Consider the following 13,639-nt stretch of genomic DNA (forward strand, 5'->3'; position numbering starts at 1 on the left):
AATGATGAACAAGTGTTTATATGGCGGCGGTTTTTTGCTGACCTGTGCTCTAGCTTTAACCCCGCCTGCAGCAGCGGATCAGGGAGCCCGATTACTAGCGACCGGTGGTACCAGTAGTCTTGAAGGCTCTGGCGGCGGAGGCATAGTGCCCTGGGCTACGTTAAGCAGTTATGCCGGTGAAGGCCAATTTGGCGCGACGGTTAACTTAAGTGAAGTTTCAGTTGATGATTTCCGCTTAAGTGTTCAGGGCGCCAGTTTGAGCTGGAACAACCGTATTGAGCTTTCGTATGCTGAACAAACCTTTGATCTCTCCACTATTGGCGGCGAATTGAGCCAAAGCATTGTTGGTGCAAAAGTACGTTTGGCAGGAGATTTAATTTATGGTGACCTACCGCAAATAAGCCTGGGTTTACAACACAAGAAGAACAACGATTATGAGTTGCCAGAGGCGGTAGGCTCTCAGGATGACAGTAGCACCGACTGGTATGTCAGTGCGGCAAAAGCATGGCTAGACGGGCCTTTCCACCGTACCTGGGTTGCTAATCTGACTTTGCGTTCAAGTAAAGCTAACCAATTGGGCTTACTGGGTTTTGGCGGCGATAAAGAAGATGGCCGCGAGTGGCTGGCTGAAGCTTCCGTAGCTGCGTTTATTAATCGTTATTGGGCTGTAGGCGTTGAGTACCGACAGAAACCGGACAACTTAAGTTTTGCTCAAGAGCAGGACTGGAAAGATCTTTTTGTTGCTTATTTCCCGAATAAACATGTATCGGTTGTTGGTGCCTACACCGATCTGGGCTCGATTGCCGGCCTGGATGATCAAACGGGTTGGTATTTATCGGTTCAGGCAGCCTTTTAAGGAGAGACTATGAAAACCGTTTTGTTAATGGCGGCCTTGTTGTTTTCGCCGCTTAGCTCTGCTCAGAGTCTGTATCAGCAACTGGGTGAGCAGCAGGGCATAGAGACTATCGTCGAAGAAATGCTTTATCGGGTGGGTGGTGATGAGCGTATTGCGCATCATTTTGATGGTGTTGATATTATGCGTGTGCACAAACTCATCAGTGAACAAGTGTGTGACTTAAGTGGTGGTCCTTGTGATTACAGTGGCGAGGATATGAAAACTTCCCATCGTAATATGGGAGTCGACAATGCGGATTTTAACGCTTTAGTCGAACACTTGATTGCTGCAATGGAAAAAGAGGATGTGCCGGTTTCAGCGCAGAATCAGTTATTGGGCGTGCTGGCGCCAATGCATGGCGATATTGTTGAAGAGTAATGAGGGAAAAAGTGGCTCGCTGAGAGCGAGCCACTAATCGGTATTTAAACGTTAAAGCGGAAGTGAATGACATCGCCGTCTTTCACAATGTACTCTTTCCCTTCCAGACGCCATTTCCCAGCATCTTTTGCGCCTTGTTCACCGTTGTTAGCTATATAGTCGTCATAACCAACAATCTCGGCACGAATAAAGCCTTTTTCAAAGTCAGTATGAATGCGTCCGGCTGCCTGCGGTGCAGTTGAACCCACTTTAACTGTCCAGGCGCGAACTTCTTTTACGCCAGCAGTGAAGTAAGTGTGCAGGTTTAGTAGTTCATAGCCGCCACGAATAACGCGGTTAAGCCCCGGTTCGTCCTGACCCAGCTCGCTTAAAAACTCTTCTTTATCGGCTTCGTCCAGCTCGGCAATTTCTGATTCAATAGCGGCACATACCGGAACGACTACCGCATTCTCGGTTGCGGCAATTTCACGAACTTTGTCAAGATGTGGGTTATTTTCAAAGCCGTCTTCGTTGACATTAGCAATGTACATAGTCGGCTTTAAAGTCAGCAAGTTGTATGAACGAATAGTGGCACGCTCATCTTTGCTTAGCTCAACAGAACGAGCCATTTGGCCTTCGTCCAGTGCCGGTTTCAGCTTTTCCAGCACGGCGATTTCGGCTTTAGCTTGTGAATCTCCACCTTTTGCTTTTTTACTTAAACGGTATAGAGACTTATCAACCGAGTCTAAATCGGCTAATGCCAGCTCGGTGTTAATGGTGTCAATGTCATCGGCAGGGTCGATACCACCGCTGACATGCACTATGTTGTCGTCTTCAAAACAGCGAACAACATGGCCAATAGCGTCAGTTTCACGAATGTTTGCTAAAAACTGGTTACCTAAGCCTTCGCCTTTTGAAGCACCTTTAACTAACCCGGCGATATCCACAAACTCCATGGTTGTTGGAATGACTCGTTCTGGGTTAACAATAGCGGCTAGTTTATCAAGGCGAGGGTCAGGAACAGGCACAACGCCAGTGTTTGGTTCGATGGTACAAAATGGAAAGTTTGCAGCTTCAATGCCTGCTTTGGTCAGTGCGTTGAAGAGAGTGGATTTACCTACGTTAGGTAAACCAACGATACCACATCGAAATCCCATGAGAGTTTAGCCTTTCTGTTCAGGGCGGTAGCTATGCAGGCGCTGCAACGCAGTTCCCCAGCCTTCCGCCATTAATGTGTCGATACTGCGGCTGGCTTCATCGATACAGTCATCAATAAGCCGCTGTTCATTTGCTGAAGCTTTGCCTAAGACAAAGCCAGTTACCTTCGTTTTATCGCCCGGGTGGCCAATACCAATGCGTAACCGCATAAAGTCCTGGCTGCCTGTCTGGGCAATAATGTCTTTAATTCCGTTATGCCCGCCGGCACCTCCACCTTTCTTAAACTTAGCAACGCCGGGTGGTAAATCGAGCTCATCGTAAGCCACTAAAATTTCGTTAGCCGGTATTTTATAAAAGTTAGCCAGAGCCGCAACAGAGAAGCCACTACGGTTCATAAAATTTTGTGGTAATACAATGCGCAGGTCATGAGCGCCTTGTTGCCAGCGTCCAATCAGAGCTTTGCTTTTTGCATCAGGGGAGAGCGTAATCGCGTGGCGTCTGCAAAAGTCATCGACTAACCAGAAACCAGCGTTGTGGCGAGTTCGTTCATACTCGGGGCCCGGATTTCCCAGGCCCACAAGCAGTTTCACTTCAGTTCCCATAACAGGAGACTGACTTATTCTTCGTCAGCGTCTTTGCTGTTTTCAGCAGGAACGTCGCCAGGTGCTACTGTATCTTCTTCGGTCTCTTCTTTCTCGACGCGAGGAGCAGTAATAGACACAACCGCCTGGTCATGGTCTTCACCTTTAGTCAGTTCAACTAACTCAACGCCTTTAGGCAGTTTTAAGTCAGTCAGGTGAATGGTGTCACCTACGCTGAGTTCAGCAATATCAACTTCCAGGTATTCTGGTAAGTCTTTCGGTAATACAGTAATTTCCACGTCGTTTACGTGGTGAACAACAACACCGCCTTCTTCTTTAACGCCCTTCGCAGTTGTTTCGTTTAAGAAATGCAGAGGTAAGTTAGTGTGAAGTTTGTGGCCTTTTTCTACACGCTGGAAATCCAGGTGAGTCAATTTAGGCTTGTACGGGTGACGCTGCATGTCTTTTAGGATTGCCTGATGTTTCTTACCATCAAATTCCAGCGTCACAATGTGTGAATAGAAGGCTTCGTAGTCGGCCATGTTATTCACTTTATTGTGGTCTAACGCTAATGCGATAGGCTCGCCCTGACCACCGTATAAAATCGCTGGTACTTTGTCCTCATGACGCAGGCGGCGGCTCGCACCTTTCCCTTTGTCCGTGCGGACGGTAGCTTGGATGTTAAAATCTAATTCAGCCATGATTTGGCCTCTCAATGTTTAAAGTTTTTATTTGTCAGCACTCGCGACCAAGAGCTGACCCAGAAACTTAGAAACCGACAACGAGGCCGGTTTCTAAGGGCGCGCAATACTAGCACTGGGCAGGAATAATTACAACAATCAGTAATCGAACATTGCTGAAATAGATTCTTCATTACTAACGCGGCGCAGTGCTTCTGAAAGCATACCAGACAAGGTTAACTGAGTAACTTTACCAGTGGCTTTCATCGCATCGCTTAGCGGAACACTGTCGGTAACGATAAATTCGTCAATTTCAGAGTCTTTAATGTTCTGCACCGCATTACCGGAAAATACCGGGTGAGTAGCGTAAGCAAACACACGCTTTGCACCGTGAGATTTCAGTGCTTCTGCGGCTTTGCAAAGCGTTCCGCCAGTATCAATCATGTCATCGACAATAATGCAGTCACGGCCTTTAACATCACCAATTATGTGCATAACCTGCGATACGTTGGCTGACGGACGGCGCTTATCAATGATGGCTAAATCGGTGTCGTCCATTAGCTTGGCAAAAGCACGAGCACGCACAACACCACCAATATCAGGAGAGACCACAACCGGATGGTCGAAGTTTTGCTGACGCATGTGCTCTAATAAAACCGGGGTTCCGAAAACGTTATCGACAGGCACATCGAAGAAGCCCTGAATTTGCTCTGCGTGTAAGTCGACAGTCAGTACACGGTCAACACCCACACTGGATAAGAAATCGGCAACAACTTTAGCAGTAATAGGAACACGAGCTGAACGAACCCGGCGATCCTGACGAGCGTAACCAAAATAAGGCATCACTGCAGTAATACGACCAGCAGACGCACGACGTAAGGCGTCCACCATAACAATGAGTTCCATTAAATTGTCATTGGTTGGGGCGCACGTAGATTGAAGAATAAAGACGTCGGAACCGCGGACGTTTTCATTGATGGCGACGCTAATTTCGCCGTCACTAAAGCGACCAACGGAAGCTTCACCAAGTTTGATATAAAGGCGATCGGCGATTTTCTGGGCTAGCTCAGGAGTGGCGTTGCCGGCGAAAAGTTTCATGTCAGGCACAACATACCTCGACTTTTATTGGGTTAATGTCTGGATAAGTGGTGAACGGTTCTGGCCTTGAGCGATAAATGAGCAAAGTTCTTTGGGAACCTGCTGTTGCGCTTCCTTTGCGGCTTGTCTTGTTTCGAATGTTGAAAAAAGACATGCTCCACTGCCAGTGAGCCGAGTCGGGGCGTATTCTAGCAAGGCACGGCGTAACATAGCAACTTCGGTGTGTAGATCGCAGACCACTGGTTCAAACACATTCGCGACTTTTTGCTGTTGCCAGTTGTCCGCGGTAACCGGCGAGCAGTTGCGTTCTAGCTTAGGGTGAGAGAACAACGCAGCCGTACTGATAGAAACATTGGGTTTAACCACTAAATACCACGGAGTAGGCGGTGTTATATTAGTGAACACATCGCCGATACCTTCAGCAAAACAAGCATGTCCATGAATAAACACAGGCACATCGGCACCGAGTTTGCGACCTATTGCCTGTAATTCAGTGCTATTTAAATGGCTACCCCAAAGCTGATTCAGCCCCACCAGTGCGGTTGCCGCATTAGATGAACCACCACCTAGCCCGGCACCCTGAGGAAGTCTCTTAATTAATTCAATCGAGCAGCCAGGAAGTTGCGTAATGCCTTTTTCTTCGTATGTTTTTCTTAGCGCTGTTAACGCCTTCCAGACTAAATTCTCGTCGCGGGGAATGTGGCTATTGTGGTCAATTAAATCAAACTTGTCGTCGGCGGCGGTATAGAATTTCAGAGTGTCGGCGTAGTCCAGAAACTGAAAAACAGTCTGTAAATTGTGGTACCCGTCGGAGCGGCGCCCGATAATATGCAAAAATAGGTTGAGTTTCGCCGGAGCTGGGAGCGTTAAGGTGTTTACTGCCATTCGTTCACTTGTACCTTTATCAGTAGGTCCGGACTTTCCAGGTGGATTTGTTCCGGCAAGGTTACTGTTTGTACTTTGTCCTGATCATAGAACCAGCTGAGCTGCCAGTTTTGACCCCGGTGAAATATCGCCGACTGAGCTAAGGTTCCATCTTTATGATAACTCACAGACTTTAGTGAGTTTGTTTTTCTGCCCAGAACCCAGTGGTGTAATTGCTCAAAGGGAACGGCAGCACCCAGTAGACGGTATAATAAAGCGTCTGCTGAAGGAGCCCAGCGTTCCTGATCATCGGAGTCAGTTAACAAGGCGCCGCTGTCATCGACGGTCAGCTTAGCCAGTTGGCCTTTTAGCGGGTGAGAAAAACGAATAACCTGTTGGTGAGGCTGGTAGTGCCAGTTAATGTAAAAACTGTCCCTTTCCTTATTTTGCTTTTGAATAACCGCCATGCGGCCACTTAACGACCACTGTTGCAACTGCTCCAGCTTTTGTTGATGAGCGTCAATAATACGTTGATTAACTTCGGTACTGCTTGCTTGCTCTGATGGCGTCGGCAGCGCGCACCCGGTTAACGATGTTATGACAACCAGGTAAACCCAGAATAGTCGGCGTTGAATCATATTTTTCAATTGCTGCAATCGGAATGTAATTAGTTGACCAGAAAGCGCTGTCACTTTCAATGACTAAGGCTTTCACGTACAATCGGGCAACTTAGATTTTGGCCGCGTTGGGATAACGAGTTTCACAGTCAGATGACCATTTCAGCTCTCGGAATTAATCATAAAACCGCATCAGTCGATTTGCGCGAGCAAGTTGCGTTCAGTGCTGAACAGCTTGATGCTGCGCTGCAGGCCGTGCGTAATCTTCAAGGTGTTGAAGAAGCCGTTATCGTCTCTACCTGTAACCGAACCGAGCTATATTGCCGGGGTGAAGTGTCTGGTGACTTGCTTCTGGGCTGGTTAACCGGTTTTCACAAATTGGCACCAAATGCGCTGGAAAATCATCATTATCACTTTCAGGGCGAGCAGGCCATTACTCATCTTATGTCGGTTGCCAGTGGTTTAGACTCACTGGTGCTTGGCGAGCCACAAATTCTGGGGCAGGTGAAGCAAGCGTATCAGGCCGCAAAACGTCAGGCCTCGGTGGGCGGTATCCTTGAACGCTTATTTCAGCAAACCTTTCGTGTAGCAAAAACTGTCAGAAATGAAACCGCGGTTGGTCAAAACGCGGTTTCGGTCGCATATGCTGCTGTTTCTATGGCGCGTCATATTTTCGCTAACTTACAGAAGTCAAAGGTGCTGTTGATTGGAGCCGGTGATACTTCCGAGCTGGTTGCTCAGCATTTAAAACAACAAGGCGTCACCGAAATTTTGGTGGCAAACCGGACTCTGCAACGAGCTAGCGAGATGGCTGAACGTGTCGGGGCAACGGCTCACAGCTTGTCTGAGTTATCAGAGTTATTACCGCAGGCCGATATTGTCGTCAGTTCAACCGCCAGTACTTTGCCTATTGTGGGCAAAGGCAGCATTGAAAAAGCACTGAAAAAGCGTCGCCACAGACCCATGCTGTTAATTGATCTGGCTGTGCCGCGGGACATTGAAGAGCAGGTTAATGAACTCGATGACGCTTACCTTTATACAGTTGACGATCTTCAAAGTATTATTAGCGAAAATATTCGTAACCGTGAGCAGGCAGCTCGTGAAGCTCAGGTTATTATTCAGCAGCAAACGAAAGAGTTTAATGACTGGCTGAAATCCCTGAATAGTGTAGAGCTGGTGCGGGAGTACCGTACGCACACAAAAACACTAGCTGACGAGCAGTTAAAAAAAGCATTAGCGCAAATAGAGCAGGGCAAAGACCCGGCCGAAGTGCTGCAACGATTCAGTCACAGGCTGGTGCAGCAGTTAACGCATAAACCGACAAGCTTATTGAAATCTGCCGGCGAAAATAACGACCAATATACGCTGGCCGTTTTGCAACAACTTTGGTCAGAGCCATCCTCTGACTCATCAAAAGGCAAATAAAAACATGTTGAATCCATCCATTGAACGCAAACTAGAAGGGTTAGTTGAGCGTTATCAGGAAGTGCAAGCTTTATTGGGTGAGCCCGATGTGATCAGTGATCAAAACCGTTTTCGCTCATTATCGCGTGAGTACTCTCAATTAGAAGAGGTGGTTGGTTGCTTTGAAGAGTACCGCCAGAATCAGGATGATCAGGCAGCTGCAAAAGATATGGCTGAAGATGATGACGCTGAAATGCGCGAAATGGCGGAAGAAGAGCTAAAAGAGGCAAGAAAAGCCGAAGAAGAGCTGGAAAACCGCCTACAACTTCTGTTGCTGCCTAAAGACCCGAACGATGATCGTTCATGCTATTTGGAAATTCGGGCCGGAGCTGGCGGTGATGAAGCGTCGATATTCGCCGGCGATTTATTCCGTATGTATAGCCGCTACGCTGAAAAAAATGGCTGGAAGGTCAATATTGTCAGTGCCAGTGATGGCGAACACGGCGGTTATAAAGAAATTATTGCTCACATGAGTGGTGATGGTGTTTACGGACGCATGAAGTTTGAGTCTGGTGGGCATCGGGTGCAGCGTGTTCCTGAAACTGAATCGCAAGGGCGTATTCATACTTCAGCTTGTACCGTTGCCGTGTTACCGGAAATTCCAGAAGCCGAGGCCGTTGAAATTAACCCGGCGGACTTACGTGTCGATACTTACCGCGCCTCGGGTGCTGGTGGTCAGCACGTTAACCGAACCGATTCTGCTATTCGTCTTACCCACATACCAACTGGTGTGGTTGTTGAATGTCAGGAAGAGCGTTCGCAACATAAAAACCGGGCTAAAGCCATGTCGGTTTTACAGGCAAGAATACAACGTCTGGAAGATGAAAAACGTCAGGCAGAAGAAGACAGTACCCGCCGTAATTTGGTAGGAAGTGGTGATCGTTCAGAGCGCATTCGCACTTATAATTACCCGCAAAGCCGGGTAACAGACCACCGCATTAACCTGACGCTGTATCGGTTAGATGAAGTACTTACCGGCGATATCGATTTGATACTGGATGCCATTATTACTGAGCATCAGGCGGATCAACTGGCGGCTCTGTCTGAAGGACAGCAATGACGCTAGAGCAAGCCATAAAGTGGGGTCGGCAGCAGTTAAAGCAGAGTGAAGATGCTGCTGCGGATGTTTCTGCCTTACTTTGCTTTGTGCTGGATAAAGAAAAAACTTACCTTATGACCTGGCCGGAAAAGCAGCTGACAGAAGAGCAGCAATGCCATTATGAGGAATGTATTTTAGCTCGGCAGAAAGGCAAGCCCGTGGCTCATATCACTGGTCGCCGCGAGTTTTGGTCATTGATGCTTGAAGTAAACGACAGCACGTTAATTCCCCGTCCCGATACTGAAACGCTGGTTGAAGCGGCGCTTAGTCTTGAACTTCCCGAACATGCGCGCGTATTGGATTTAGGCACGGGCACGGGCGCGGTTGCGCTGGCATTAAAGTCGGAACGTCCCGGTTGGCAAGTTTGGGCGTGTGATAAAAGCTGCGATGCAGTGGAACTGGCACACCGAAATAGTCAGGCTTTAGGTTTAAATGTTGAAATTTTGTGCAGCAACTGGTTTCAATCTGTGCCAAAGTCTCTTAAATTTGATTTGATTCTATCGAACCCTCCCTACATTGATGCAGGCGATCCGCACTTGAATATGGGAGATGTCAGATTTGAGCCCCAGACGGCGTTAATTGCGGAAAATAATGGTTTAGCCGATATAGAGACTATTATAAAAGAAGCTAACAACCATTTAGCAGACCATGGGTGGTTACTACTTGAGCAGGGATGGCAACAGGCTGACAGCGTGGTGGAGCTACTGTTTAAAAGTGGTTACAAAAAGGTTAACCGATGGCAGGATTATGCTAGGGTAGAACGAGTTACCGGCGGGACAAAAGCCAGGGCGGGGAGAGACTAATAATGAGCAATCAGTTTATGTTTGCTGACGAAGCCAGCCAGCAAACCACAAAATTACCGACAGAATACTGGAAAATTCTGATTGTCGATGATGAACCAGAGGTGCATGCGGTAACCAAACTGGCACTCAACGACTTTAATTTTTTAGGTCGTGGTTTAAAGTTTTACAGTGCTTTTTCTGGTGAAGAGGCAAAGAAGTTAATTGATGAGCATCCTGATGCAGCCATATTACTGCTGGATGTTGTTATGGAAACCGATGATGCCGGACTGCAGGTGGCACGTTATATTCGGGAAGAAGCCGACAACCACTTTACCCGTATTATTTTGCGAACAGGGCAGCCGGGTCAGGCACCTGAGCGCACGGTTATCGTTAACTACGACATCAACGACTACAAATCCAAAACCGAACTTACTGCACAGAAACTCTTTACTGCAGTAATGTCATCGCTGCGTTCGTACCGCGATATCATGTCCATTGACCAAAGTCGTCACGGGCTTGAGAAAATCATCGCCGCTTCGGCGAATCTTTACGCTTTGCAACCAATGAACAGTTTTGTTGATGGTTTAGTGCAGCAGTTGAGCTGGGTTATCGGCGGTGCCAAACAAACCTTGTATGCTACTTCTAATGAAGATGGCTCATCCTATAAAGTGTTAGCCGCTCATGGAGAAGATTCCGGGGTTTGTGTTGGTCAGACTTTACGTTCGGTTATTCCATCAAAGGCTTTAGCCGAGTTAGAGCATGTTATTGCGAACCATGGTTCGTATTATGGTGACGACTTCGTATTGTTATACTGCCGAAGTCATTGCCGGTCGCACGGCTCTGTTTTGTTTATCGGCGGCTTATCCAGAGCACTTACGGCCGATGATCACCATGTACTTCAGCTGTTTTCTGAAAATGTACAACTGGCACAGGATAACGTGGTCTGTCTGGAAGATTCCGATCAGTTTCTGGCGCGTTTAGCCGATCAACTTATGCTACATCATGCCAGCCACTTTAATGGCATCCTGGAGCAAAACAGCGAAGTCCGGCTGGCGTACGCTGTAGCTCAAAAAGTTGCGGCAGAAGACGCTGAGACAACGGCTTTGGCCTGGTCTTTATTTGCGCAAGCGCGGCCGTTGCTTAATTGCGCTTCAGATGCGGCTGCAGCGGTAGAAACCACGTGTCAGCAACGAGTTGCCCGCTCATTACGAGCGCTGGGTCACGGTGAGCATGAAGCAACACAAAATGCGCACAGGGCACTTATTGAAAGACTGGAGCGCTGGGACGGCCTGGGTTTGCCCGAAGGTAAACAAGGCTCGGATATCGCGATAAGCACTCAGGTTCTTCTGTTGACCGAGCAGTTGCTGGATTGGTGGGAAAGTGGCATTAGTGACAGCGATATTGCGGTACGCCTGAAAGATGAACGGGGCCGCTATTATTCACCTAAGTTTCTTGATGTTGTTATAAAATCCCTGCCTGAGTTGAGAACCATTTAATTAAATTAAAAATAAGAGGTTACTGTGTACGCTGCTTTTAAACACCTGCATGTATTATTTGTGCTGATTTCGATCAGCCTTTTTTTATTCCGTTTTGTGCTTCTGCTTCTTGACTCACCTTTATTAAAAAAGAAGTGGTTGAAGATAGTCCCTCACGTTAACGATACCTTATTGTTGCTCAGTGCGGTGGGTATCATGGTGACGTTAAGCATGTACCCAATTCAGGTTCCCTGGTTAACTGATAAAGTCATAGGTGTTATTGCTTATATTGGCTTTGGTGTCTTAGCTATGAAAGGAAAAACAGCTGGTGCGCGCTGGCTTGGTTTTATTGGCGCTTGCGGCTGGATAGCCTTCCTGTTGCATGTGGCTGTGTCCAAACAAGCACTTATTGCCGGTTAAGTAAAAGGAGTACCTATGTTAGCGCCTGAGTCTGTTGTTTCGGAAACGAATGCCTTAATCACTAACGATGGGGTTGTTATTGGTTTATTGCTGACCATCCTTGGTTTTGTATTTTACACTAATAGCAGCGAGCATCCTTTTTTCAAGAAATTCTATCGTTTTGTTCCGGCTTTACTGCTTTGCTATTTCATACCGTCTTTGCTGAATACTTTTGGTATTGTCGACGGAAATCAAACTGCCGTAACAGATATAGCAATGGATTATCTGTTACCCGCCTGTATGGTATTGCTTACCCTAAGTCTGGATTTAAAAGCCGTAATGGGTCTTGGGTCAAAGGCTCTTATTCTATTTTTAACCGGTACTTTTGGTATTGTCATTGGCGGACCTATAGCCTTGTTACTGGTGTCTGCCATATTCCCTGAAATGCTTGGCGGTGCGGGCCCTGATGCTGTTTGGCGTGGCATGACAACCATTGCCGGAAGCTGGATTGGTGGCGGCGCAAACCAGGCTGCCATGAAAGAAGTTTATGAAGTCGGCGGTGATATTTTCTCAGCCATGGTGACAGTAGACATTATTGTTGCCAACTTATGGATGGCTGTACTGCTTTATATGGCAGCAAATGCTAAGAAAATTGATGCCCGCACCGGCGCTGATACATCCGCTATCGACAACATTCGTCGTAAAGTGGAGCAGTATGAAGCCGAGCATGTCAGAAACCCGAGCTTACGTGATTTAATGCTGATTCTGGCTGTTGGTTTCGGTATTGCCGGGTTAGCGCATTTGCTGGCTGACTGGATAGCTCCGGGAATAGCAACGAATTATCCTGCACTAAGTAAGTTCAGCCTGGACAGTCTGTTTTTCTGGGTCATTGTTTTAGCCACTGCTGGCGGTATTGCACTTTCTTTTACCCGGGCTCGTTCTTTGGAGGCCGCCGGGGCGTCAAAAATAGGCTCCGTTTTTGTTTATATTCTGGTGGCCAGCATTGGCCTGCATATGGACGTAACCAAAATAGTAGAGGCGCCTAAGTACTTCTTAATTGGTGCTATCTGGATGCTGATCCACGCTGGGCTTATGTTACTTGTGGCAAAACTGCTTCGTGCTCCTGTATTTTATATGGCAGTGGGCAGTCAGGCTAATGTGGGTGGCGCAGCGTCAGCACCGGTTGTTGCTTCAGCTTTTCATCCGTCATTGGCACCGGTTGGTGTATTATTAGCGGTAATGGGTTATGCGCTTGGAACCTATATGGCGTATTTCGCCGGACAGATTCTACGAGTTGTCGGTAGTTAACCGCGGGAGTTTATGATGATTAAAGAGTTACAGCTTGGTGACATTCAAATAGCAAATGATAAACCCTTTGTTTTATTTGGCGGGATGAATGTGCTGGAATCCCGTGATTTAGCTTTGCGAATTGCTGAGCATTACGTTGAGGTAACCAGCAGGCTTGGCATACCTTACGTGTTTAAGGCGTCGTTTGATAAAGCCAATCGGTCATCCATTCACTCTTTTCGCGGCCCCGGTCTGGAAGAAGGACTACGCATTTTTGAAGAAGTGAAACAGCAGTTTAATGTGCCTTTAATTACCGATGTACACGAGCCGCATCAGGCAGCACCGGTCGCTGAAGTGGTTGACGTATTGCAGTTACCGGCGTTTCTTGCCCGTCAGACTGACCTGGTGGTAGCACTGGCTGAAACCGGGTCTATGGTTAATATTAAAAAGCCACAGTTTCTTGCGCCGCAGGAAATGAAGCACATTATTAAAAAGTTTGGCGAGGCCGGTAACGAGAAGCTGATGTTGTGTGAGCGAGGTTCAAGCTTTGGTTATAACAATCTCATTGTTGATATGCTTGGTATGGACGAGATGAAACCCATGGCGCCGGTTATTTTTGACGCAACTCACGCTTTGCAGCGTCCTGGCGGCAGAGCTGACTCTGCTGACGGACGCCGCGCGCAAGCAGCGCAGTTGGCTCGTTCTGGTATGTCGCTGGGTATTGCTGGTTTGTTTATTGAAGCGCACCCGAACCCCGATGAAGCGAAATGCGATGGTCCCTGTGCTTTACCTCTGCACGCTCTGGAGCCCTACCTTCAGCAGATGAAAGCGATTGATGATTTGGTGAAATCATTTGCTCCTTTAGACACGTCTAACTAAAACT

The 13,639-nt window shown here is 47.5% G+C and carries 15 protein-coding genes; 9 read left to right on the top strand and 6 right to left on the bottom strand.

Annotated elements, in window-relative coordinates:
• Nucleotide 1 precedes the first annotated feature (1 nt).
• Entirely contained in the window at nucleotides 2–856 is an 855-nt protein-coding gene (locus DEU30_RS01295; RefSeq protein ID WP_114981530.1) for a DUF3034 family protein, read from the top strand.
• A gap of 9 nt (nucleotides 857–865) precedes the next feature.
• A complete protein-coding gene (locus tag DEU30_RS01300) occupies nucleotides 866–1,273 on the top strand; it encodes a group 1 truncated hemoglobin (RefSeq protein ID WP_114981529.1) in 408 nt (135 codons plus the stop codon).
• Nucleotides 1,274–1,317: 44 nt separating this feature from the next.
• On the opposite strand, the gene ychF is transcribed toward DEU30_RS01300, so the two are convergent.
• The 6 genes from ychF to lolB all read right to left on the bottom strand — a co-directional run bounded on the left by ychF (nucleotide 1,318) and on the right by lolB (nucleotide 6,271).
• Nucleotides 1,318–2,409, bottom strand: a complete 1,092-nt coding sequence (ychF, locus tag DEU30_RS01305; RefSeq protein ID WP_011234183.1) for a redox-regulated ATPase YchF — start codon at nucleotides 2,407–2,409, stop codon at nucleotides 1,318–1,320.
• A gap of 6 nt (nucleotides 2,410–2,415) precedes the next feature.
• Nucleotides 2,416–3,012 carry an aminoacyl-tRNA hydrolase gene (gene pth / locus DEU30_RS01310; protein WP_034820237.1) on the bottom strand — a complete coding sequence of 199 codons (597 nt, stop codon included), beginning with the start codon at nucleotides 3,010–3,012 and terminating at the stop codon, nucleotides 2,416–2,418.
• A gap of 14 nt (nucleotides 3,013–3,026) precedes the next feature.
• A complete protein-coding gene (locus DEU30_RS01315) occupies nucleotides 3,027–3,692 on the bottom strand; it encodes a 50S ribosomal protein L25/general stress protein Ctc (RefSeq protein ID WP_011234181.1) in 666 nt (221 codons plus the stop codon).
• Nucleotides 3,693–3,830: 138 nt separating this feature from the next.
• Complete coding sequence (locus tag DEU30_RS01320; RefSeq protein WP_016341307.1) at nucleotides 3,831–4,778, bottom strand: ribose-phosphate pyrophosphokinase; 948 nt, start codon at nucleotides 4,776–4,778, stop codon at nucleotides 3,831–3,833.
• A gap of 15 nt (nucleotides 4,779–4,793) precedes the next feature.
• Nucleotides 4,794–5,654, bottom strand: a complete 861-nt coding sequence (gene ispE / locus DEU30_RS01325; protein ID WP_114981528.1) for a 4-(cytidine 5'-diphospho)-2-C-methyl-D-erythritol kinase — start codon at nucleotides 5,652–5,654, stop codon at nucleotides 4,794–4,796.
• A complete protein-coding gene (gene lolB, locus DEU30_RS01330) occupies nucleotides 5,645–6,271 on the bottom strand; it encodes a lipoprotein insertase outer membrane protein LolB (protein ID WP_114981527.1) in 627 nt (208 codons plus the stop codon). Before lolB ends, ispE begins: the two co-directional genes overlap by 10 nt.
• Nucleotides 6,272–6,403: 132 nt before the next feature.
• Here lolB and hemA point away from each other — a divergent pair, with 132 nt between their 5' ends.
• From hemA to kdsA, 7 genes are read left to right on the top strand one after another with little or no spacing between them, the layout of a single operon-like run.
• Entirely contained in the window at nucleotides 6,404–7,675 is a 1,272-nt protein-coding gene (gene hemA / locus DEU30_RS01335; RefSeq protein WP_011234177.1) for a glutamyl-tRNA reductase, read from the top strand.
• Nucleotides 7,676–7,682: 7 nt separating this feature from the next.
• On the top strand, nucleotides 7,683–8,774 hold the full coding sequence (gene prfA / locus DEU30_RS01340; protein ID WP_016341306.1) for a peptide chain release factor 1: 1,092 nt from the start codon (nucleotides 7,683–7,685) through the stop codon (nucleotides 8,772–8,774).
• Nucleotides 8,771–9,616, top strand: coding sequence for a peptide chain release factor N(5)-glutamine methyltransferase (prmC, locus tag DEU30_RS01345; RefSeq protein ID WP_114981526.1), 846 nt, complete (start codon nucleotides 8,771–8,773; stop codon nucleotides 9,614–9,616). The genes prfA and prmC overlap by 4 nt, the downstream gene beginning before the upstream one ends.
• A 2-nt stretch (nucleotides 9,617–9,618) precedes the next feature.
• Entirely contained in the window at nucleotides 9,619–11,091 is a 1,473-nt protein-coding gene (locus DEU30_RS01350; protein WP_114981525.1) for a DUF3369 domain-containing protein, read from the top strand.
• Between the two features lie 24 nt (nucleotides 11,092–11,115).
• Nucleotides 11,116–11,490 carry a SirB2 family protein gene (locus tag DEU30_RS01355; protein ID WP_011234173.1) on the top strand — a complete coding sequence of 125 codons (375 nt, stop codon included), beginning with the start codon at nucleotides 11,116–11,118 and terminating at the stop codon, nucleotides 11,488–11,490.
• A gap of 15 nt (nucleotides 11,491–11,505) precedes the next feature.
• Complete coding sequence (locus tag DEU30_RS01360; RefSeq protein ID WP_114981524.1) at nucleotides 11,506–12,777, top strand: DUF819 family protein; 1,272 nt, start codon at nucleotides 11,506–11,508, stop codon at nucleotides 12,775–12,777.
• Between the two features lie 12 nt (nucleotides 12,778–12,789).
• On the top strand, nucleotides 12,790–13,635 hold the full coding sequence (gene kdsA, locus DEU30_RS01365; protein WP_114981523.1) for a 3-deoxy-8-phosphooctulonate synthase: 846 nt from the start codon (nucleotides 12,790–12,792) through the stop codon (nucleotides 13,633–13,635).
• Nucleotides 13,636–13,639 lie beyond the last annotated feature (4 nt).

Origin of the sequence: Idiomarina sp. 017G (genome assembly GCF_004362265.1) — a bacterium.
GTDB lineage: Bacteria > Pseudomonadota > Gammaproteobacteria > Enterobacterales > Alteromonadaceae > Idiomarina > Idiomarina loihiensis.

What these genes read in the sequence shown, in the direction of transcription:
- DEU30_RS01295 (WP_114981530.1), top strand. Translation starts at nt 2, where the DNA reads ATGATGAACAAGTGTTTATATGGCGGCGGTTTTTTGCTGACCTGTGCT.
- DEU30_RS01300 (WP_114981529.1), top strand. Translation starts at nt 866, where the DNA reads ATGAAAACCGTTTTGTTAATGGCGGCCTTGTTGTTTTCGCCGCTTAGC.
- ychF (WP_011234183.1), bottom strand. Translation starts at nt 2,409, where the DNA reads ATGGGATTTCGATGTGGTATCGTTGGTTTACCTAACGTAGGTAAATCC.
- pth (WP_034820237.1), bottom strand. Translation starts at nt 3,012, where the DNA reads ATGGGAACTGAAGTGAAACTGCTTGTGGGCCTGGGAAATCCGGGCCCC.
- DEU30_RS01315 (WP_011234181.1), bottom strand. Translation starts at nt 3,692, where the DNA reads ATGGCTGAATTAGATTTTAACATCCAAGCTACCGTCCGCACGGACAAA.
- ispE (WP_114981528.1), bottom strand. Translation starts at nt 5,654, where the DNA reads ATGGCAGTAAACACCTTAACGCTCCCAGCTCCGGCGAAACTCAACCTA.
- lolB (WP_114981527.1), bottom strand. Translation starts at nt 6,271, where the DNA reads ATGATTCAACGCCGACTATTCTGGGTTTACCTGGTTGTCATAACATCG.
- hemA (WP_011234177.1), top strand. Translation starts at nt 6,404, where the DNA reads ATGACCATTTCAGCTCTCGGAATTAATCATAAAACCGCATCAGTCGAT.
- prmC (WP_114981526.1), top strand. Translation starts at nt 8,771, where the DNA reads ATGACGCTAGAGCAAGCCATAAAGTGGGGTCGGCAGCAGTTAAAGCAG.
- DEU30_RS01350 (WP_114981525.1), top strand. Translation starts at nt 9,619, where the DNA reads ATGAGCAATCAGTTTATGTTTGCTGACGAAGCCAGCCAGCAAACCACA.
- DEU30_RS01360 (WP_114981524.1), top strand. Translation starts at nt 11,506, where the DNA reads ATGTTAGCGCCTGAGTCTGTTGTTTCGGAAACGAATGCCTTAATCACT.
- kdsA (WP_114981523.1), top strand. Translation starts at nt 12,790, where the DNA reads ATGATGATTAAAGAGTTACAGCTTGGTGACATTCAAATAGCAAATGAT.